This window comes from Citrobacter sp. Cpo040 (genome assembly GCF_030332915.1).
GTDB classification, from domain to species: Bacteria; Pseudomonadota; Gammaproteobacteria; order Enterobacterales; family Enterobacteriaceae; genus Citrobacter; species Citrobacter portucalensis.
In genome coordinates, this window is sequence record NZ_JAOWGX010000036.1 from 616,979 (window position 1) to 634,456 (window position 17,478).

25 protein-coding genes are annotated in these 17,478 nt (G+C 53.2%); 22 read left to right on the forward strand and 3 right to left on the reverse strand.

Annotation, left to right across the window (positions count from 1 at the left end; genetic code table 11):
* Positions 1-14 precede the first annotated feature (14 nt).
* Together OGX86_RS17820 and OGX86_RS17825 are read right to left on the reverse strand one after the other, a co-directional pair.
* The gene (locus tag OGX86_RS17820; protein ID WP_286640331.1) at positions 15-1,055 is read right to left on the reverse strand and encodes a phage portal protein; all 1,041 of its coding nucleotides are present in this window, start codon (positions 1,053-1,055) and stop codon (positions 15-17) included.
* Complete coding sequence (locus tag OGX86_RS17825) at positions 1,055-2,821, reverse strand: terminase ATPase subunit family protein (RefSeq protein WP_286640332.1); 1,767 nt, start codon at positions 2,819-2,821, stop codon at positions 1,055-1,057. The genes OGX86_RS17820 and OGX86_RS17825 overlap by 1 nt, the downstream gene beginning before the upstream one ends.
* 142 nt (positions 2,822-2,963) lie before the next feature.
* Between OGX86_RS17825 and OGX86_RS17830 the strand changes: the two genes are divergently transcribed.
* From OGX86_RS17830 to OGX86_RS17920, 19 genes are all read left to right on the forward strand, one after another.
* Entirely contained in the window at positions 2,964-3,797 is an 834-nt protein-coding gene (locus OGX86_RS17830) for a GPO family capsid scaffolding protein (protein WP_286640333.1), read from the forward strand.
* 16 nt (positions 3,798-3,813) lie between these two features.
* On the forward strand, positions 3,814-4,878 hold the full coding sequence (locus tag OGX86_RS17835) for a phage major capsid protein, P2 family (RefSeq protein ID WP_286640334.1): 1,065 nt from the start codon (positions 3,814-3,816) through the stop codon (positions 4,876-4,878).
* A gap of 3 nt (positions 4,879-4,881) precedes the next feature.
* Positions 4,882-5,532 carry a phage terminase small subunit gene (gpM, locus tag OGX86_RS17840; RefSeq protein WP_000059173.1) on the forward strand — a complete coding sequence of 217 codons (651 nt, stop codon included), beginning with the start codon at positions 4,882-4,884 and terminating at the stop codon, positions 5,530-5,532.
* 93 nt (positions 5,533-5,625) lie between these two features.
* Positions 5,626-6,090, forward strand: coding sequence for a head completion/stabilization protein (locus OGX86_RS17845; RefSeq protein WP_286640335.1), 465 nt, complete (start codon positions 5,626-5,628; stop codon positions 6,088-6,090).
* On the forward strand, positions 6,090-6,293 hold the full coding sequence (locus OGX86_RS17850) for a tail protein X (RefSeq protein WP_001397651.1): 204 nt from the start codon (positions 6,090-6,092) through the stop codon (positions 6,291-6,293). The genes OGX86_RS17845 and OGX86_RS17850 overlap by 1 nt, the downstream gene beginning before the upstream one ends.
* 4 nt (positions 6,294-6,297) lie before the next feature.
* Positions 6,298-6,513, forward strand: coding sequence for an HP1 family phage holin (locus OGX86_RS17855; protein ID WP_001397650.1), 216 nt, complete (start codon positions 6,298-6,300; stop codon positions 6,511-6,513).
* On the forward strand, positions 6,494-7,009 hold the full coding sequence (locus OGX86_RS17860; protein ID WP_286586932.1) for a lysozyme: 516 nt from the start codon (positions 6,494-6,496) through the stop codon (positions 7,007-7,009). Before OGX86_RS17855 ends, OGX86_RS17860 begins: the two co-directional genes overlap by 20 nt.
* Complete coding sequence (lysB, locus tag OGX86_RS17865) at positions 7,006-7,434, forward strand: Rz-like lysis system protein LysB (RefSeq protein ID WP_286640336.1); 429 nt, start codon at positions 7,006-7,008, stop codon at positions 7,432-7,434. The genes OGX86_RS17860 and lysB overlap by 4 nt, the downstream gene beginning before the upstream one ends.
* Positions 7,319-7,567 (forward strand): Rz1-like lysis system protein LysC, encoded by a 249-nt coding sequence (gene lysC, locus OGX86_RS17870; protein WP_286640369.1) that lies wholly within the window; start codon positions 7,319-7,321, stop codon positions 7,565-7,567. Before lysB ends, lysC begins: the two co-directional genes overlap by 116 nt.
* Positions 7,530-7,961 carry a phage tail protein gene (locus OGX86_RS17875; RefSeq protein ID WP_286640337.1) on the forward strand — a complete coding sequence of 144 codons (432 nt, stop codon included), beginning with the start codon at positions 7,530-7,532 and terminating at the stop codon, positions 7,959-7,961. Before lysC ends, OGX86_RS17875 begins: the two co-directional genes overlap by 38 nt.
* Positions 7,954-8,400, forward strand: coding sequence for a phage virion morphogenesis protein (locus tag OGX86_RS17880; RefSeq protein ID WP_275399167.1), 447 nt, complete (start codon positions 7,954-7,956; stop codon positions 8,398-8,400). The genes OGX86_RS17875 and OGX86_RS17880 overlap by 8 nt, the downstream gene beginning before the upstream one ends.
* Before the next feature lie 212 nt (positions 8,401-8,612).
* Positions 8,613-8,996 (forward strand): hypothetical protein, encoded by a 384-nt coding sequence (locus tag OGX86_RS17885; protein WP_061382261.1) that lies wholly within the window; start codon positions 8,613-8,615, stop codon positions 8,994-8,996.
* Positions 8,971-10,185 (forward strand): PcfJ domain-containing protein, encoded by a 1,215-nt coding sequence (locus tag OGX86_RS17890; RefSeq protein WP_286640338.1) that lies wholly within the window; start codon positions 8,971-8,973, stop codon positions 10,183-10,185. Before OGX86_RS17885 ends, OGX86_RS17890 begins: the two co-directional genes overlap by 26 nt.
* A gap of 72 nt (positions 10,186-10,257) precedes the next feature.
* Complete coding sequence (locus OGX86_RS17895; RefSeq protein WP_286640339.1) at positions 10,258-10,836, forward strand: phage baseplate assembly protein V; 579 nt, start codon at positions 10,258-10,260, stop codon at positions 10,834-10,836.
* Positions 10,833-11,192, forward strand: coding sequence for a GPW/gp25 family protein (locus OGX86_RS17900; RefSeq protein ID WP_094888624.1), 360 nt, complete (start codon positions 10,833-10,835; stop codon positions 11,190-11,192). The genes OGX86_RS17895 and OGX86_RS17900 overlap by 4 nt, the downstream gene beginning before the upstream one ends.
* On the forward strand, positions 11,179-12,087 hold the full coding sequence (locus tag OGX86_RS17905; protein WP_154807309.1) for a baseplate assembly protein: 909 nt from the start codon (positions 11,179-11,181) through the stop codon (positions 12,085-12,087). The genes OGX86_RS17900 and OGX86_RS17905 overlap by 14 nt, the downstream gene beginning before the upstream one ends.
* Entirely contained in the window at positions 12,080-12,685 is a 606-nt protein-coding gene (locus tag OGX86_RS17910) for a phage tail protein I (RefSeq protein WP_286640340.1), read from the forward strand. The genes OGX86_RS17905 and OGX86_RS17910 overlap by 8 nt, the downstream gene beginning before the upstream one ends.
* Positions 12,682-14,040, forward strand: coding sequence for a phage tail protein (locus OGX86_RS17915; protein WP_286640341.1), 1,359 nt, complete (start codon positions 12,682-12,684; stop codon positions 14,038-14,040). The genes OGX86_RS17910 and OGX86_RS17915 overlap by 4 nt, the downstream gene beginning before the upstream one ends.
* Entirely contained in the window at positions 14,040-14,633 is a 594-nt protein-coding gene (locus OGX86_RS17920) for a tail fiber assembly protein (RefSeq protein WP_286640342.1), read from the forward strand. The genes OGX86_RS17915 and OGX86_RS17920 overlap by 1 nt, the downstream gene beginning before the upstream one ends.
* 72 nt (positions 14,634-14,705) lie before the next feature.
* Here the strand turns inward: OGX86_RS17920 and OGX86_RS17925 are convergent, their stop codons facing one another.
* Positions 14,706-15,305: a hypothetical protein gene (locus OGX86_RS17925; protein WP_286640343.1), complete on the reverse strand. Its 600-nt coding sequence runs from the start codon at positions 15,303-15,305 to the stop codon at positions 14,706-14,708.
* Positions 15,306-15,421: 116 nt separating this feature from the next.
* Here OGX86_RS17925 and OGX86_RS17930 point away from each other — a divergent pair, with 116 nt between their 5' ends.
* Genes OGX86_RS17930 through OGX86_RS17940 form a run of 3 tightly spaced genes read left to right on the forward strand, consistent with a single transcriptional unit; the run spans position 15,422 to position 17,476 of the window.
* Positions 15,422-16,594, forward strand: a complete 1,173-nt coding sequence (locus tag OGX86_RS17930) for a phage tail sheath protein (RefSeq protein WP_053264364.1) — start codon at positions 15,422-15,424, stop codon at positions 16,592-16,594.
* 9 nt (positions 16,595-16,603) lie between these two features.
* Entirely contained in the window at positions 16,604-17,119 is a 516-nt protein-coding gene (locus OGX86_RS17935) for a phage major tail tube protein (protein WP_016150797.1), read from the forward strand.
* A gap of 54 nt (positions 17,120-17,173) precedes the next feature.
* Entirely contained in the window at positions 17,174-17,476 is a 303-nt protein-coding gene (locus OGX86_RS17940) for a phage tail assembly protein (RefSeq protein ID WP_019077474.1), read from the forward strand.
* Positions 17,477-17,478 lie beyond the last annotated feature (2 nt).

Below are 17,478 nucleotides of genomic sequence, written 5' to 3' on the forward strand. Positions count from 1 at the left end.
CAAATGGCCCTTTTTCAGACAACGCTTAACTCATATTTTTCGAATTTAACAACATCCTCGCCAAGCCAGTTATTCAATTCTTGCAGTCGTTTCTGTAGTGGCATTAGTTCATTTCGGACAAATACGTGGCTGGCCTTCTCTACATCTCCAAACCCCCCAACATTGCTCGGCATGATTCCCATCATCTGCGGCGGCACTCGATGTGCCGCCATCATGTCATCGCGGCTCACGTTCTTGATATTCAGAAACTCATCCTTTGCCGCAACTTCTGACAGCGGAATGATCTGGATACCGTCTTTTTTCCCGTTCGGCGAGTACATAAAGAGGTTGCGGAAGTTGCCGGGTCCCTTTGCGCTTTTCATGGCCTGGCGGATGTTGTTCACGTCCTCCTGGTTCTGTGCTGCGTCGGTCATGTACATGATAAATCCTGCATGACTGCCGTTGATGTAATACTTTCGGCGAAACAGCGTGGCAGATTCATTCAGTAGGGTGGAGGGAATGGCGGACAGATATTCCGGTAGGCCGTATATTTCCTGGTTCAAATCTGGCTCCATCAGGTGAAAGATGCTGCCTTTGGTGAACTCATACGGCTGAGTGGTCATGCCATACTGCACAAACCAGTAAGTGTCGAGATCGATCCCGCGTCGTGTGTATTTCGCCAGTGATGGCTCCAGCGATAGAATACCGCCCAGCCGGTTGGTCCTTTTCTCCAGGTAGGCGTTGCCAAACACCAGATAGTCCTGCACGAAGCGGCTGAATGCCTGCTGGCTCAACAGCGGGTGCGGGATAAATGTGCTGGTCAGGATGTTGCGCTTAACGGCAATCGGCGAGCTGTGATGCACGGCGGCGCGGTATGTGCGGGCCAGCCCGTCAAAGCTCACGGGCGGCTCATACCAGCGGTCCATCTGCACGCATTCCACGTAATCCAGCAGTTCGCGGCGGTCCAGTACCGGGATCGGATCGCCAAAGTTGAAAGCCTCGGCAGTTACGCCTGCGTTTTTAGGCGCTGTAGCTTCTGTTGGCGTTGCGCTGGTTAGGGTTTCGAGTTCACTCATCAAAAAATCTCCACAATATTGCTGGTATTGGCGGATTCGCCCTGCAGCGGTTCGTTAAACAGTGTGTGCATCGTTGCCCAGGCCAAATCGGCATGGCTGGCTTCCTCGCTGCGGCTGGCTTCGTAGGTTGGGCGGTTGCCACTGGCGGTAGTGGCGCGGCGGATTGCCATAAAGGACTGCGCAATATCGGTGTGCCCGGCGTCAAACTCAAGACGGCGGTGGCTGATAATGTCGTACGCCTTGAGCACCAGGGCGTTTTTGACATTGGGGTTGTAGACAAACTCTCGCACGGCAGGAAAGAACGCTTTTACGTTCTCATAAACACCGTGCCCGACGCCGGTCGAGTCGATGCCGATATAGGTCACGTTGTACTGCTGAGTTAGTTTTTTGATAGCGTCCGCCTGGGCGCGGAAGTCCATCCCGCGCCACTGATGACGCTCCAGAATGCGGAACTTCCCGCCCGGTACAGTGGGTGGAGCCATAACAACGCAGCCTGCGCTGTCACCGTTCTGCGTACCTTTCGCCGGGTCATAGCCGATCCAGACTTCTCGCCAGCCAAACGGGCGCAGCGCCAGAGCCTGAAAATCGGTCCAGACTTCCCAGCTGTCCACCATGCACGCCTGCAGTTCGCTGAGCGGGAATACTGACGCCAGATCGTCAATAAATTCGCACATCAGCAGGTTCTGGTATTCGTCCGGGCTGTACTCCATGCGCAGCTGGTCGAGGTCGAACAGGTTACAGCCGCCGCGCACCGCATCCTCCACGGTGACGATCTGGCGGTATTGTCCGTCAGGGCAGAGCAGGCCGCGCGCAAGGTTGCTGTGGGTCAGGTCAATATCCACCTTGTCCGCTTTGGCACGGCCCCGGTTAAATAGCGCGCCAGACCAGAACGGATAGGCGCTGTGGGTCAGGCTGGACGGCGTGGAAAAGTAGGTTTGTCGCCATTTCTTGTGAATGGCCATACCGGAGGCCACCTTGCGCAGTTCCTGGAATTTCGGTATCCAGAAATATTCATCCAGGTACAGGTTGCCGTGGTAGCTCTGCGCCGTGCGGGCGTTGGTGCCGAGGAAGTACAGGCACGCGCCGTTGCTGAGCGTCATCGGGTCGCCTTTCAGCTCAACATCCACCTCTTTTGCAAAGTCGATGATGTACTGCTTAAAAACGTGTGCCTGCGCCTTACTGGCAGAAAGGAAAATCTGGTTGCGCCCGGTCAGCAGGGCGTCAATCAATGCTTCACGGGCAAAATAAAACGTTGCGCCAATCTGGCGCGACTTGAGCAGATTACGGATGCGGTTTGTTTTCCCGGCTTCAAACCAGTGGCGCTGATAGTCGAACATAGAGGCGTGGAAGACTTCTTCCAGCTTTTCGATCTGTTCGTCGGTGAAAACGTTCTTTTCCGGTTGCCTGCGCGGGCCTTTGTTACGGTTGGCAACTTTCGGGTTTAAATCAGCTTCGTTCCCGCCGTCGTTAAATTTGCCGATCCGGGCGTGGCGCTCTGACTGGCGCGCCAGCAGGTCAATTTCCTTGAAGTCTTTCCCTTCTTTCTGCTCCTTCATGATGAGCTGGCAGTAACGAGCGGCGGTTGTGAGCTGCATCTGATCAAGCGGCCCATAGTCGCCCCACTTGTCGCGTTTTTTCCAGCTGTGAACGGTTGCAACTTTTTCGCCCAGCATTTCAGCAATGCGGGCTACGCGGTATCCCTGAAAGTACAGCAGCATGGCCTGCCTACGGGGATCGAGGTCTGCGGGGGTCAGTGTCGTGTTCATGGCCCAAACATACGGCCTTGGATGGCGGCTTTCCCCGGTTGCGGTTTGTGTGGTTTACCGTACAAATACCGCGCGTTGTCTCACTCCCCCCATCACCGCAAACATAAGGCTCCAGTAAGTTATTTCTAACGGAGCACGGCTCATGACAGTGAAAGCAAAGCGTTTCCGTATCGGGGTGGAAGGTGCCACTACCGACGGACGCGAGATCCAGCGTGAATGGCTGGAACAAATGGCGGCCAGCTACAACCCGACGGTCTATACCGCGCTGATCAACCTGGAGCATATCAAGTCTTATTCCCCGGACAGTGCCTTCAACCGTTACGGCAAAGTGACGGCGCTGGTTGCAGAAGAAATCCAGGACGGTCCGCTAGCGGGCAAGATGGCTCTTTACGCCGACGTGGAGCCGACGGACTCCCTGGTGGCACTGGTGAAAAAAGGCCAGAAGCTGTTTACCTCCATGGAGGTCAGCCCGAAGTTTGCCGACACCGGCAAAGCCTACCTTGTGGGGCTGGCGGCAACTGACGATCCGGCAAGTCTCGGCACCGAAATGCTGGCATTCAGCGCCAGCGCCGCCCATAACCCGCTGGCGAACCGTAAGCAGAACCCTGAAAACCTGTTTACCGCTGCCGAAGAAACGCAGATCGAACTGGAAGAAGCCCAGGACGAAAAACCGTCCCTCTTTGCCCGCGTAACCGCGCTGTTCACCAAAAAAGAGCAGACCGACGATGCGCGCTTCTCTGATGTGCATAAAGCTGTGGAACTGGTCGTAACCGAGCAGCAGAACCTGAGCGAACGCACGGATAAATCCCTGTCCGATCAGGACCAGCGCCTTTCTGAGCTGGAGTCCTCCCTGCAGGAACAGCAGATCGCCTTTGCCGAGTTACAGCAGCAGCTGAGCCGTGAAGACAGCCGCAAGGATTACCGCCAGCGCGCGCCGGGCGGTGACGCACCGGCAGGTACCCTGACCAATTGCTGATGGAGCATAAAACCCGATGAAAAAGAAAACCCGCTTTGCCTTTAACGCTTACCTGCAGCAACTGGCGCGCCTGAACGGTGTGGAGGTTGAAGAACTCTCCAGCAAGTTCACCGTGGAGCCGTCCGTGCAGCAGACGCTGGAAGACCAGATCCAGCAGTCCGCCGCTTTCCTGACACTGATTAACATCACGCCGGTCACTGAGCAGTCAGGGCAGTTGCTGGGGCTGGGCGTTGGCAGCACCATTGCCGGAACCACCGATACCACCACCAAAGAGCGCGAGCCTACCGATCCGACGCTGATGGAAGACGTGGAATACAAATGCGAACAGACCAACTTTGATACGGTGCTGACCTACGCAAAACTGGACCTGTGGGCCAAGTTCCAGGACTTCCAGGTGCGTATCCGCAACGCCATCGTCAAGCGTCAGGCGCTGGATCGCATCATGATAGGCTTCAACGGCGTGAAGCGTGCCAAAACGTCCAACCGTGCTGAAAACCCGCTGCTGCAGGACGTCAATAAAGGCTGGCTGCAGAAAATCCGCGAAGACGCGCCGGATCATGTCATGGGTAGCAAAACCGCAGAAGACGGCACTACTACGGCGGAGCCGGTAAAAGTAGGTACGGGTGGTAAGTATCTAAATCTTGACGCGGTGGTGATGGATACCGTCAACGAGCTGATCGATGTGGAGTATCAGGATGATGACGAGCTGGTTGTTGTCTGCGGACGTGAACTGCTGTCTGACAAGTATTTCCCGCTGGTCAACAAAGAGCAGGACAACAGCGAGAAAATCGCCGCCGATCTGATCATCAGCCAGAAACGCATGGGCGGCCTGCAGGCTGTGCGCGCGCCTTTCTTCCCGGCAAATGCCCTGCTGATCACCCGTCTGGATAATCTGTCCATCTACTGGCAGGAAGACACCCGCCGCCGTTCTGTTATCGACAACCCGAAACGTGACCGCATCGAAAACTTCGAATCGGTGAACGAGGCCTACGTGGTCGAAGACTACCGCTGCGCGGCACTTGTGGAAAACATCACTATCGGCGATTTCAGCGCGCCAGCCGCGCCGAAAGCTGAGGAGTAACGCATGAGCCTGAGTCCCGCACGGCAGCACCGCCTGCGCATTCAGGCCGAGCAGGCCGCCCGCGAGGGCGGCAGTGTTCGCCATGCGTCGGGCTATGACCTGATGCTGCTCCAATTGGCAGAAGACCGCCGCCGCCTCAAGGGCGTCCAGTCCACGGTGAAAAAGGCGGAAATCAAGGTGGAGCTGCTGCCGAAATATTCCGCCTGGGCGGAGGGCGTGCTGGCTGCCGGAGGTGCGCAGCAGGATGACGTGCTGATGTACGTGATGCTGTGGCGTATCGACGCCGGTGATTATGCCGGTGCGCTGGAAATCGGGCGTCATGCGCTGCGCCATGGCTGGGTGATGCCGCTGGGCAACCGTAACGTGCAGACCGTGCTGGCAGAAGAAATGGCAGACGCGGCGCAAAGCGCCCTGCTTGCCGCTGCTGGTTTTGATGCCGATCTGCTCCTGCAGACGCTGGACCTGACAACCGATCTGGATATGCCGGACCAGTCGCGGGCGCGCCTGCATAAAGCCATCGGCGCTGTACTGAGTGAAAGCAACCCGGCATCTGCCCTGAATCACCTTAACCATGCACTGCAGCTTGATCCCCGCTGTGGCGTGAAAAAAGAAAAGCAGCAGCTGGAGCGCAGACTGCGCAATGACAGCCGCTAAAGAACGTGCCCCGCGCACGGGCGGCACGGGGTGGCGAAAGGCACTGCCATATCAAAACCCCGTCCACCGCCCACTTATTCAGGAGAAAGCCGCATGAAGTTTGTTGCGCCCGAACAGGCACCGGAACAGACGGAGGTCATCAAAAATACGCCGTTCTGGCCTGATGTGGATCTGTCGGAATTTCGCAGTGTGATGCGCACTGATGGCACGGTGACGCAGCCGCGTTTAAAGCAGGTCGTGCTGACGGCGATCTCTGAGGTTAACGCTGAGCTGTACGACTTCCGCAAGCGTCAGCAGATGCTGGGCTGGCAGACACTTGTAGACGTTCCGGCAGAAATGCTGGACGGCAAAAGCGAGCGTATCCAGCACTACCACAACGCTGTTTTTTGCTGGGCGCGCGCTGTGCTTAATGAGCGTTATCAGGACTATGACGCCACGGCGTCAGGCGTGAAGCGAGGGGAGGAGCTGGCGGAGGCCTGCGGTGATCTGTGGCGTGATGCCCGCTGGGCCATCAGCCGGGTGCAGGATGCGCCGCACTGTACGGTGGAGCTTATCTGATGAAAGTGCGTGCGCATCAGTATGACACGGTGGACGCGCTTTGCTGGCGTCATTACGGGCGCACGCAGGGGGTCACTGAGCAGGTTCTGAAGGCAAATCCCGGGCTGGCAGAGTACGGCCCATTTTTACCGCACGGGCTGCAGGTGGAACTGCCAGACATTACGGCGTCAACCACGGCGCAGACCGTCCAGCTATGGGACTGAATTTATGACGCTTGAACGAATCAGCGCCTTTATCACTTACTGCATCGCCGTACTGCTGGCATGGCTGGGCGATCTGTCGCTCAAGGATGCATCAACGGTTGGCGGCGTGCTGATTGGTGTGCTGATGCTGGCTATCAACTGGTACTACAAACACCAGTCTTTCAGGTTGCTGCGCGATGGCAAAATTTCACGGGGGGAATATGAATCCTTCAATCGTTAAGCGCTGTCTTGTCGGGGTTGTGCTGGCTATCGCCGCCACGCTGCCAGGTTTCCAGTCGCTCAAAACCTCCGTTGAAGGGCTGAAACTGATTGCCGATTACGAGGGATGTCGTCTGCAGCCGTATCAGTGCAGCGCAGGTGTCTGGACTGACGGGATCGGAAATACATCTGGGGTGGTGCCCGGGAAAACTATCACGGAACGGCAGGCGGCGCAGGGGTTAATAAACAATGTACTACTGACTGAAAAAAGGCTGGATGCCTGCCTGACGGTTAAGCCCCCGCAGCATGTCTACGATGCGCTGGTGAGTATTGGTTTCAATGTGGGGACCGGCGCGATCTGCAGGTCAACCATGGTGTCATATATCAATCGCCAGCAGTGGTGGCAGGCATGCAACCAGCTACCGCGCTGGATTTATGTTAACGGTGTGAAAAATAAAGGTCTGGAGAACCGCCGCACGCGGGAACTGGCCTGGTGCTTAAAAGGAACTGGGGCATGACGCGCTTGTTGGCGGTCGTGCTGGCGCTGGCTATTGCGGCGCTGGGCTGGCAGTCGTGGCGGCTTAACAATGCCAGTCACACCATCGAGACGCAGGGACGTGAGCTGGAAACGAAAGGGCAGGAGCTGGCGAAGAAGAACAGTCAGTTGATCGGCCTGTCCATTCTGACCGAAACAAACAGCCGGGAGCAGACGCGGCTTTATGCGGCAGCGGAACAATCTACAGCACTGTTGCGAAGCCGCCAGCGCCGGATCGAGGAACTGAAACGTGAAAACGAGGATTTGCGCCGCTGGGCTGACGCTCCTTTGCCTGCTGACATTATCAGGCTGCGCGAACGTCCGGCCCTTGCCGGAGGTGCAGCTTACCGTGAATGGCTGTCCCAGAGTGACGCAGTGCCGCCTGGAAAGGTCAGCGCCGCGCAGTAACGGTGATCTTAATGCGGTGCTGGATGAAACAGAGGCCGCCTGGGCGGTCTGTGCTGATAAAGTCGATACGATAGTTGCGTGTCAGGAGCGAAACAGTGAACAAACCGCAGTCCCTGCGCAGCGCCCTCAATAAAGCGGTGGCGTATGTCCGCAACAACCCGGATAAGCTGCACCTTTTCGTTGATAACGGCTCATTGGTGGTAACCGGTGCCAGCTCTATGTCATGGGAATACCGCTACACCCTGAACGTGGTGATCGAGGATTTCAGCGGCGACCAGAATCTGCTGATGGCTCCCGTGTTGCTGTGGCTCAGAGAAAACCAGCCGGACGCCATCAACAACCCGGAGCTGCGCGAAAAACTGTTCACCTTTGAAGTGGATATTCTGCGCAATGATGTATGCGATATCAGTCTGAATCTGCAACTGACGGAGCGTGTACTGGTCAGCACTGACGGTAATGTGTCGAGCGTTGAAGCGGTGCCGGAGCCTGACGGATTCGAGGAAATGTGGACGGTGAAACGTGGATGAGCTGCAGAGGGTGGATGACTGGCTAACGGCATTGCTGGCAAATCTGGAACCTGCAGTACGCAGCCGTATGATGCGGCAACTGGCGCAACAGCTGCGCCGGACGCAGCAGCAGAACATCAGGCTGCAGCGTAATCCTGACGGCAGCGGCTATGAGCCGCGCCGGGTGACAGCCCGCAGCAAGAAGGGACGTATCAAACGCCAGATGTTTGCAAAGCTTCGCACCACAAAATACCTGAAAACTGCAGCCAGTTCCGACTCTGCCAGCGTGCAGTTTGAAGGCAAGGTGCAGCGCATTGCCCGTGTTCACCACTACGGCCTGCGTGACCGCATCAGCCGTAAAGGCCCGGAGGTCCGCTATGCTGAGCGTCGCCTGCTGGGTGTAAATGATGAGGTGGAAACCGTTACCCGTGACACTCTGTTTCGCTGGTTATTAGAGTGATTTTGTTGGCACTATCTTCTGGACTCTAACTCATTCCTCTCTCTTGGTGATGCTCACCCACTGAAGTGATCTTGGAATTAAACACCACTGTTTATCAATTGATAAGTTGATTTTTTGTGAGGTAGGTGGAGCTTTAGGAATCACAAATCCATCATAGTTCTACAAAAGTTATGATAAAGTATTCCTAAACTAGAACTCAATGAAGAATTGTAATGCAAAATTTTATTCAAATACTTCAAGTTTTACTTACATGGCCAACTGCTTTTATTTTTGGTATTTGTGTTTTATATAAGCCCATAAATTTGTTACTGAATCGTTTAGTGGAAAGCAATACAGCGAAAGCTAAGTTAGGGTTTATAGAATTGGAGTTGGGTGAATTTACAAGAAAAGGGAAAATTGCTGTCGATCATTTTAATGAGTTATCGATCGTGCTGGCAAAGACAAGACTGCTTGAATTAGAAGTTACAAAGGAAAACTTTGCTCATGCGTTTACTGCTAATCAACAAGTAAAGCTTAATGGTTTAATGATTGAGTTGCAGAAAATAATGTCGAGTTTAGAGGATGGGAAGGATGAAATTATATCTTCTAAAAAATAAAATCGTAATATCATTTTCATCTGTTATTCCGTTGGCGATAAAAGTGTATGTCAGAGATGGTCAGATTTTATCAGATATACATCATGAGTCTAACGTACAGAGAGGTGAAATAGATTGTGGTATTCCGTTATTCAATGTTGAGGTTGTTGGTAAGGATTGTGTTGAGCACTTAATTAATATGCTTAATATTGAGATTCATTCTAATATTGAGAGGATATTGTGCTATAACGATGCTCAAATTGAGTTATTTAATGCTATAAATACGAGCAAGTCACTCTCTGAGTTATATTTTGATTGCTCAAGCTTGGCTTGGGGAATTGTTCTTGATAATTATTATGGTCATAACGCTCATACTGTGGAATATTTATCAAGAATGAAAAGGAAAATTTTGCTTTCTATTGTCGCTGGCACGCCTCCTCAGGAAAGACTGGTAACGTTATTAAAAAAAACAATGTTGTTGCATGGTCGAAAGTATGAGTTTAGTTTGCTCTCGAAAATTCTAAGAGATGAAGAGGTTATTGAGGATTATAGACATAGTAAGACCGTTGCTATTCAAGAGCTTTATATGGCGAGTAGATATAAGTTATTCTCGGGTTCTGTTTTACTTAACCATCTTTGTCAGTCTAAAAAGGATTTTTTTAGAGAATATAAAATTGGTATGGCCTATCTGGAAAGATTGGTTCGAGATAGTATAAGAATTGGGGAGAATATAGGTATAAAAAAATCCCACGATATTGTCTTGAGTTGTTCGAATGTAGAGCAGGTACAACAACTTCATGATAGATGGACTCAGAAGTTACGAGATACTACGAAATATATAAAAGATGATATTTGGTTTGAGGAACCAAGTATAAGTGTATGGGATGGTATAGAGTTTATCGCTTCAGTTAATGGACTTATTAGGGAAGGGAAAGAAATGGAACACTGTCTTGCTTCTTATAAAATGAAGGCTTTGAACGGGGAAAGCTATATATATAAATATTCAAGCGCTGGACGTAATAGACTCACCATAGAGCTTGGTCTTTCAAATGGTATCTATATACTAAAGCAAGCGAAAGGATATAGAAATTCTGAACCGGGTAATGTTGAGATTAATTACATTTATAGTTGGTTGAATAATGAAAATAAAGACCTTAAAGCACGTGTAAAAGAGTATGAACAACATTATTTGAAAACATTAAGTGCCTAAACCAATTTTGTGTCATGGATGACACAACCCTGAAATTTTTCTTCCAATCCCAAATGCGTTCAACATATTCGTATGAACGTACAACTTACCGAAATCATGCGCCTTATCACCAATCTGATCCGCACCGGCATTGTGACCGAAGTGGACCGGAAGAAATGGCTGTGCCGGGTGAAAGTGGGCGAGCTTGAAACCAACTGGATTAACTGGCTGACGCTGCGCGCCGGTGGTGCCCGTACATGGTGGTGTCCATCGCCGGATGAGCAGGTGGTGGTGCTGAGTATGGGCGGCAATCTGGAAACCGCTTTTGTGCTGCCCGCCATCTACTCCAATCAGTTTCCTCCGCCGTCGGATTCCGTGGACGGCTGCGTGACGGAGTACCCGGACGGGGGCTGGTTTGAGTATGAACCCGCCACCGGACGATGGCATGTCCGGGGTATCAAATCCATGGTGATCGAGGCGGCGGATAATATCACCCTCAAAACCAGTGAGTTTGTAGTGGAGGCTGACAGAACGCGTATTAACAGTGACATAGTGATCAATGGCGGCGTCACCCAGGGCGGAGGCGCAATGAGTTCTAACGGGATCGTAGTTGATGACCATGAGCATACAGGTGTTCTGAAAGGCGGCGCTAACACGGGAGGTCCGGTATGACATTGTATATCGGTATGAGCAGGAATGACGGGCAGGCCATTGCAGATACGGACCATCTGCGCCAGTCGGTTCGGGATATTCTGCTGACGCCGCAGGGCAGCCGTCTTGCCCGCAGGGAATATGGCTCCCTGCTGTCTGCCCTGATTGACCAGCCACAGAGCCCGGCGCTACGCCTGCAGATTATGTCTGCGGTCTATGTGGCGCTGAACCGCTGGGAGCCGCGCCTCACACTGGACTCCATCATCATCAACGGCAATTTTGACGGCTCTATGGTGGTTGAACTTACAGGGCACAGCAATAACGGCGCGCCGGTTTCCCTTTCTGTATCAACAGGAGCAGACAATGGCAGTTATTGACCTTTCCCGGCTACCGCCGCCGCAGATTGTGGACGTGCCGGACTTTGAGGCATTGCTGGCAGAACGCAAGGCCGCCTTTGTGGCCCTTCATCCGGCTGATGAACAGGAGGCCGTTATGCGCACGTTAGCGCTGGAGTCAGAACCTGTCACCAAACTGCTGCAGGAAAATACTTACCGCGAAATCCTGCTGCGTCAGCGAATTAATGAGGCTGCGCAGGCGGTCATGGTGGCCTATTCCACGGGAAATGACCTTGAGCAACTGGCAGGCAACTGCAACGTGAAGCGCCTGACGGTAGTCCCTGCCGATAATGACGCAGTGCCGCCGGTCGCCGCAGTGATGGAAAGTGATGAAGCATTACGCCAGCGCATTCCTGCAGCATTTGAGGGGCTGTCCGTTGCAGGGCCGACGGGAGCCTATGAGTTCCACGCCAGAAGCGCCGACGGGCGGGTGGCTGATGCCAGCGCAACCAGTCCGGCACCGGCAGAGGTGGTGCTTACCGTACTGAGCCGCGAGGGTGACGGTACGGCAGGGGCTGACCTGCTGGCAGTGGTTGAGCAGGCGCTTAACAGTGAAAAGGTTCGCCCGGTGGCAGACCGCCTGACGGTGCGCAGCGCTGAAATTATTCCGTACAGCGTGGACGCAACGATCTTCCTTTATCCGGGGCCGGAGGCTGAGCCGGTGATGGCAGAAGCAAAAGCCAGTCTGCAGAAATACATCGTCAGTCAGACGCGGCTGGGACGTGATATCCGCCGCAGCGCCATTTATGCCGCGTTGCATGTGGAGGGCGTCCAGCGTGTGGAGCTGACGTCCCCGCTGGGTGATGTGGTGCTGGATAAGACGCAGGCGGCATCCTGTACTGAATGGAGCGTCACCAACGGGGGCACAGATGAATAGCCTGTTGCCGCCGGGTTCGTCGCCGCTTGAGCGCCGACTGGCGCAGACCTGCAGCGGGATTTCCGATCTGCAGGTATCGCTACGTGATTTGTGGAATCCGTCAACCTGCCCGGTCAGATTCCTGCCTTATCTGGCCTGGGCGTTTTCTGTTGACCGCTGGGATGAGAGCTGGACAGAAAGCGTCAAGCGCCGCGTTGTGCAGGACGCTTTTTATATCCATCAGCACAAGGGGACAACCAGCGCCGTGCGGCGCGTGGTGGAGCCGTTCGGCTTTCTGATCCGCATCATTGAGTGGTGGCAGACTGGCGAAACACCAGGGACGTTCCGTCTGGATATTGGCGTGCAGGACCAGGGCATAACAGAAGAAACCTATCTGGAGCTGGAGCGCCTGATCGGTGACGCCAAACCGTGCAGCCGTCACCTGGTTGGTATGTCCATCAACCTGCAGACAGGCGGCCCGTATTTTGTGGGCGCAGCCACCTACACCGGCGAAGAAATCACGATCTACCCGTATATCAACGAAACCATTATTTCCGGCGGCACCGTTTATGAGGGCGGGGCGGTCCATGTTATTGACACAATGAGAGTGAACCCATGAGCGCAAAATTTTACACCCTGCTGACGGATATCGGCGCGGCGAAACTGGCTAGCGCCGCCGCGCTCGGTGTCCCGCTTAAAATTACCCATATGGCGGTGGGTAGCGGTGGCGGTGCGCTGCCCACACCCAACGCGCAACAGACCGCGTTAGTGGCTGAGGAGCGCCGTGCAGCGCTGAATATGCTGTATATCGATCCGCAGAACAGCAGCCAGATTATTGCTGAGCAGGTGATCCCGGAAAATGAGGGCGGGTGGTGGATTCGTGAAGTCGGCCTGTTTGATGAAACAGGTGCGCTGATTGCTGTGGGAAACTGCCCGGAGAGCTATAAGCCGAAGCTGGCGGAGGGCAGCGGACGCACGCAGACCGTGCGTATGATACTGATTACCAGCAGCACCGATAACATCACCCTGAAAATTGACCCTGCAGTGGTTCTGGCAACCCGCAAATATGTGGATGATAAGGTGCTGGAGCTTAAGGTGTATGTGGATGACCTGATGGCAAAACATCTTGCTGCTGTTGATCCTCATTCGCAGTATGCACCAAAGGCCAGTCCATCATTCACGGGGACGCCGAAAGCGCCGACGGCGGTGGCAGGAAATAATTCCACCCAGATTGCCAACACTGCCTTTGTGCAGGCGGCAATTGCCGCGCTTGTTGATTCCTCTCCAGGAGCGCTGGATACACTGAACGAACTGGCTAAAGCGTTAGGCAACGATCCTAACTTTGCTACTACCGTAACTAATGCGCTTGCCGGGAAAATGGATAAATCGGCTAACGGTGCAGATATTGCTGATGTTGCTGTATTCCTTAACAACCTTGGCCTGGGGGCCGGTTCTGCTTTGCCTGTGGGTGTGCCAATTCCATGGCCACTTGCTGCAGCACCTGCAGGATGGCTCAAGTGCAACGGGGCGGCCTTTACCGCTGTGCAGTACCCAAAGCTGGCCCAGGCCTACCCTGGCCTGAAATTGCCCGACTTACGTGGGGAATTTTTGCGTGGCTGGGATGACGGACGTGGGGTTGATTCTGGCCGTGGAGTATTTACCAGTCAGACTGAGGATTTCAAAGCGCACCGCCATGAGTCCTATTTCTATGCAGGGGTGAATCGAACGGAAATTCCTTTAATTAACCTTAGCAACTCGGACGAAATGTTAACCCTGAGTTCATCAGTAAATGCACTCAATCCGACTGATATTGACAACACAGGAACGCTTATCGGGCAGGATGATTACAACTGCGTGCAGGAAGGAACAAAAAACACCAGGCGAACAGCTACTTCGTTAAGTTCAAGCATTGTGGGGGGAGCAGAAACGCGTCCGCGCAACATTGCCTTTAATTACATCGTGAGGGCCGCATAATGCAGACTGCAATAATAGAAAATGGTTTTGCCATCGTGGCAGGTGAGATTGTTGTATTCAATTACGACAGTCAAACGCGGGTTCATTTATCTCAGTCTACCGAATACCTGCCGGTAGGTGTCAGCATTCCCGCAAATTCCTGCACTGACAAACCTCTAACCGCAAAGGATGGATACGTGGTCTGCCGAAACAGAAAGCTGACCGGGTGGGAGTACCTGGCTGATCATCGCGGTGAAATTGTCTGGAGTATCGAAACAGGCGAACCCCTACAAATTACTGTGCCGGGCGATTATCCCGCAGATATCACGCTTTACGAACCCGCTACACCATACGATAAATGGAACGGTGAACGCTGGGTTACAGACAAGACTGCGCAGCAGGAGGCGGAAATTTCGGCAGCTAACGCCACCAAGGCCGCGCTTGTTAAAATCGCCAGCGAGCATATCGAACCCTTGCAGGATGCGGTTGATCTGGGTATGGCGACGGACGACGAAAAAGCCAGGTTTAACGCATGGCGAAAATACCGTGTTTTGTTGGCCCGAGTAGATACCAGTACCGCTCCCGCCATCATTTGGCCTGGTATTCCGGGATAAATCGAACGCCCTTTATCAATAAGGGCGTTTTTATGGATTTAAAAAATAATAACTGGTTGAAAGTTGGGGTGCTTATAGGAATATAAAGAGAGCAATAAATGCCGAGGTGTAAATGAACTTAATTCCTGCGTGTGAGGTGACGCGATTGAAAATAAGGGGTTTGTCTCTTCTCAGGAAGTAATAAATGTTCAAAGTGATGTATGTTAGTAGTCCGATGCAAAATATTGAATATAGAGTAAGGAAGAAATCTTTCAAGGTTGCATCTGACTCACTTATAAGTAGCGCAGGTAAGGATACTGAAAGTACCAATAAAAGAGATACTGATAGACCACCGACCCATAGCAGTAGCTCACAGGTGATCTTCCTTACTATCATACCCATTTTTGAAAAAAATGTGTCTCCATCCCATCTATCTGGTTTCGAGTGTTTAATTTCTTTGAGGAAAAAGGCTAATAAGACTACGTAAAGTAAAAATTCCCAAACAAAATTTAATTTATCTAGTTCATTGTGAATTAAAGGAATAGCGTAATTTTTGAGAGCAAAAGATGGATTATTAAAACTGATATAGAAAACCAAAACTGTGAATGTCGACCATGCTCCTACGCGAAACAACATTTCTCTTTTCACAGATTCTTTCAGCCAGCTATCAACAAAGTTGTCTTCTGCTTTCATGAATTAAACGAAACCTCTACATGCATTGTGTGGATGACAGGACAATTCGAATCAAATGCTTCCTCAACTTCCAACATGCAGCATAACAGCACCCCTGTAAACCGGAGAATTGCCTTATGGCTCAGGATTACCACCACGGGGTGCGCGTTGTTGAAGTCAACGAGGGCACCCGATCTATCACCACGGTGAGCACCGCTATCGTGGGCATGGTCTGCACCGGCGATGATGCTGATGCGTCCGTATTCCCTCTCAATAAGCCGGTTCTGCTGACGGATGTGCTGGAGGCCAGCGGTAAAGCAGGCGAGTCCGGCACGCTGGCCCGTTCGCTGGATGCGATTGCCGACCAGTCAAAGCCCGTAACGGTTGTTGTGCGCGTGGCGCAGGGCGAAACCGAAGCGGAAACCACCTCCAATATTATCGGTGGCGTCACCTCCGACGGTAAAAAAACGGGGATGAAAGCGCTGCTTTCTGCGCAGTCGCAGCTGAAAGTTAAGCCGCGCATTCTCGGTGTGCCGGGGCACGACACGCAGGCGGTAGCCACTGAGCTGATGAGTATTGCGCAGAGCCTGCGTGGATTTGCCTACCTGTCTGCCTATGGCTGCAAGACGGTGGAGGAAGCCATTGCTTACCGGGACAATTTCAGCCAGCGAGAAGGGATGCTGATCTGGCCTGATTTCATCAACTTTGACACCGTTCTTAAAGCCGATGCGACGGCTTACGCCTCCGCACGTGCGCTCGGTCTGCGCGCCAAAATCGACGAACAGACCGGATGGCACAAAACCCTGTCCAACGTGGGTGTGAATGGCGTCACCGGTCTTTCCGCTGATGTGTTCTGGGATCTGCAGGACCCGGCAACGGACGCGGGACTGCTGAACCAGAATGACGTCACCACGTTGATCTGCAAAGACGGCTTCCGCTTCTGGGGTTCCCGCTGCCTCAGTGACGATCCATTGTTTGCGTTTGAGAACTACACCCGCACGGCGCAGGTGCTGGCTGACACGATTGCAGAGGGGCATATGTGGGCGGTGGATAAGCCACTGAATCCGTCACTGGCCCGCGACATTATCGAAGGTATTCGCGCCAAATTACGCAGCCTGGTAAATCAGGGATACCTCATCGGGGCTGACTGCTGGCTGGATGAGTCAGTGAACGATAAAGACTCTCTGAAAGCCGGGAAGCTCACCATCGACTACGACTACACGCCTGTGCCGCCGCTTGAAAATCTGATGCTGCGCCAGCGCATCACCGATCGCTACCTGGTCGATTTTGCCAGCCGTGTCAGTGCATAAGGGGGATACATGGCATTACCACGCAAGTTAAAACACCTGAATCTGTTCAACGACGGGAACAACTGGCAGGGGATCGTTGAGTCCCTGACTCTGCCGAAATTCACCCGCAAGTTTGAGAAGTATCGCGGCGGCGGTATGCCGGGCGCGGTAGATGTGGATATGGGGCTGGATGACGGCGCACTGGACACGGAATTTTCAATCGGCGGCACCGAACTGTTGTTATTCAAGCAGATGGGCAAGGCAACCGTTGATGGCATCCAGTTGCGTTTCACCGGCTCTATTCAGCGTGACGATACCGGCGAAGTTCAGGCCATTGAGCTGGTTGTGCGCGGGCGTCATAAAGAAGTGGATTCCGGCGAGTGGAAAACCGGCGAGAGCAGCACCACCAAAGTCAGCAGCACCAACAGCTACGCGAAGCTGACCATTAACGGCGAAGTGCTCTATGAGGTTGATCTGGTCAACATGATTGAAATCGTTGACGGCGTGGACCTGATGGAAGCACACCGTAACGCCCTTGGCCTCTGATTTAACTTAACGGCGCGGTGATCCGCGCCAGTATCTGATTAACAGGAAACGAACATGAGCGACAAGCTGACTGAAAAAACCGTACAACTGGATACGCCAGTCATGCGCGGTAAAACCCAAATCACCGAAATTGTGCTGCGTAAGCCGCAGTCCGGTGCGCTGCGCGGCACCCGCCTGCAGGCCATTATGGATATGGACGTGGGGGCCATGATGACAGTGATCCCGCGTATTTCCACCCCAACGCTGACCGCACAGGAAATGGCTGAACTGGACCCCGCCGATCTCACCGCGCTGTCGGTCGAGGTGGTGACTTTTTTGTTGAAGAAGTCGGTGCTTGCCGGTTTACCGACAGCCTGACG

Coding starts and splice junctions, on each gene's coding strand:
- OGX86_RS17820 (WP_286640331.1), bottom strand. CDS start 1,055: ATGAGTGAACTCGAAACCCTAACCAGCGCAACGCCAACAGAAGCTACA.
- OGX86_RS17825 (WP_286640332.1), bottom strand. CDS start 2,821: ATGAACACGACACTGACCCCCGCAGACCTCGATCCCCGTAGGCAGGCC.
- OGX86_RS17830 (WP_286640333.1), top strand. CDS start 2,964: ATGACAGTGAAAGCAAAGCGTTTCCGTATCGGGGTGGAAGGTGCCACT.
- OGX86_RS17835 (WP_286640334.1), top strand. CDS start 3,814: ATGAAAAAGAAAACCCGCTTTGCCTTTAACGCTTACCTGCAGCAACTG.
- gpM (WP_000059173.1), top strand. CDS start 4,882: ATGAGCCTGAGTCCCGCACGGCAGCACCGCCTGCGCATTCAGGCCGAG.
- OGX86_RS17845 (WP_286640335.1), top strand. CDS start 5,626: ATGAAGTTTGTTGCGCCCGAACAGGCACCGGAACAGACGGAGGTCATC.
- OGX86_RS17850 (WP_001397651.1), top strand. CDS start 6,090: ATGAAAGTGCGTGCGCATCAGTATGACACGGTGGACGCGCTTTGCTGG.
- OGX86_RS17855 (WP_001397650.1), top strand. CDS start 6,298: ATGACGCTTGAACGAATCAGCGCCTTTATCACTTACTGCATCGCCGTA.
- OGX86_RS17860 (WP_286586932.1), top strand. CDS start 6,494: ATGAATCCTTCAATCGTTAAGCGCTGTCTTGTCGGGGTTGTGCTGGCT.
- lysB (WP_286640336.1), top strand. CDS start 7,006: ATGACGCGCTTGTTGGCGGTCGTGCTGGCGCTGGCTATTGCGGCGCTG.
- OGX86_RS17885 (WP_061382261.1), top strand. CDS start 8,613: ATGCAAAATTTTATTCAAATACTTCAAGTTTTACTTACATGGCCAACT.
- OGX86_RS17890 (WP_286640338.1), top strand. CDS start 8,971: ATGAAATTATATCTTCTAAAAAATAAAATCGTAATATCATTTTCATCT.
- OGX86_RS17895 (WP_286640339.1), top strand. CDS start 10,258: ATGAACGTACAACTTACCGAAATCATGCGCCTTATCACCAATCTGATC.
- OGX86_RS17900 (WP_094888624.1), top strand. CDS start 10,833: ATGACATTGTATATCGGTATGAGCAGGAATGACGGGCAGGCCATTGCA.
- OGX86_RS17905 (WP_154807309.1), top strand. CDS start 11,179: ATGGCAGTTATTGACCTTTCCCGGCTACCGCCGCCGCAGATTGTGGAC.
- OGX86_RS17910 (WP_286640340.1), top strand. CDS start 12,080: ATGAATAGCCTGTTGCCGCCGGGTTCGTCGCCGCTTGAGCGCCGACTG.
- OGX86_RS17915 (WP_286640341.1), top strand. CDS start 12,682: ATGAGCGCAAAATTTTACACCCTGCTGACGGATATCGGCGCGGCGAAA.
- OGX86_RS17920 (WP_286640342.1), top strand. CDS start 14,040: ATGCAGACTGCAATAATAGAAAATGGTTTTGCCATCGTGGCAGGTGAG.
- OGX86_RS17925 (WP_286640343.1), bottom strand. CDS start 15,305: ATGAAAGCAGAAGACAACTTTGTTGATAGCTGGCTGAAAGAATCTGTG.
- OGX86_RS17930 (WP_053264364.1), top strand. CDS start 15,422: ATGGCTCAGGATTACCACCACGGGGTGCGCGTTGTTGAAGTCAACGAG.
- OGX86_RS17935 (WP_016150797.1), top strand. CDS start 16,604: ATGGCATTACCACGCAAGTTAAAACACCTGAATCTGTTCAACGACGGG.
- OGX86_RS17940 (WP_019077474.1), top strand. CDS start 17,174: ATGAGCGACAAGCTGACTGAAAAAACCGTACAACTGGATACGCCAGTC.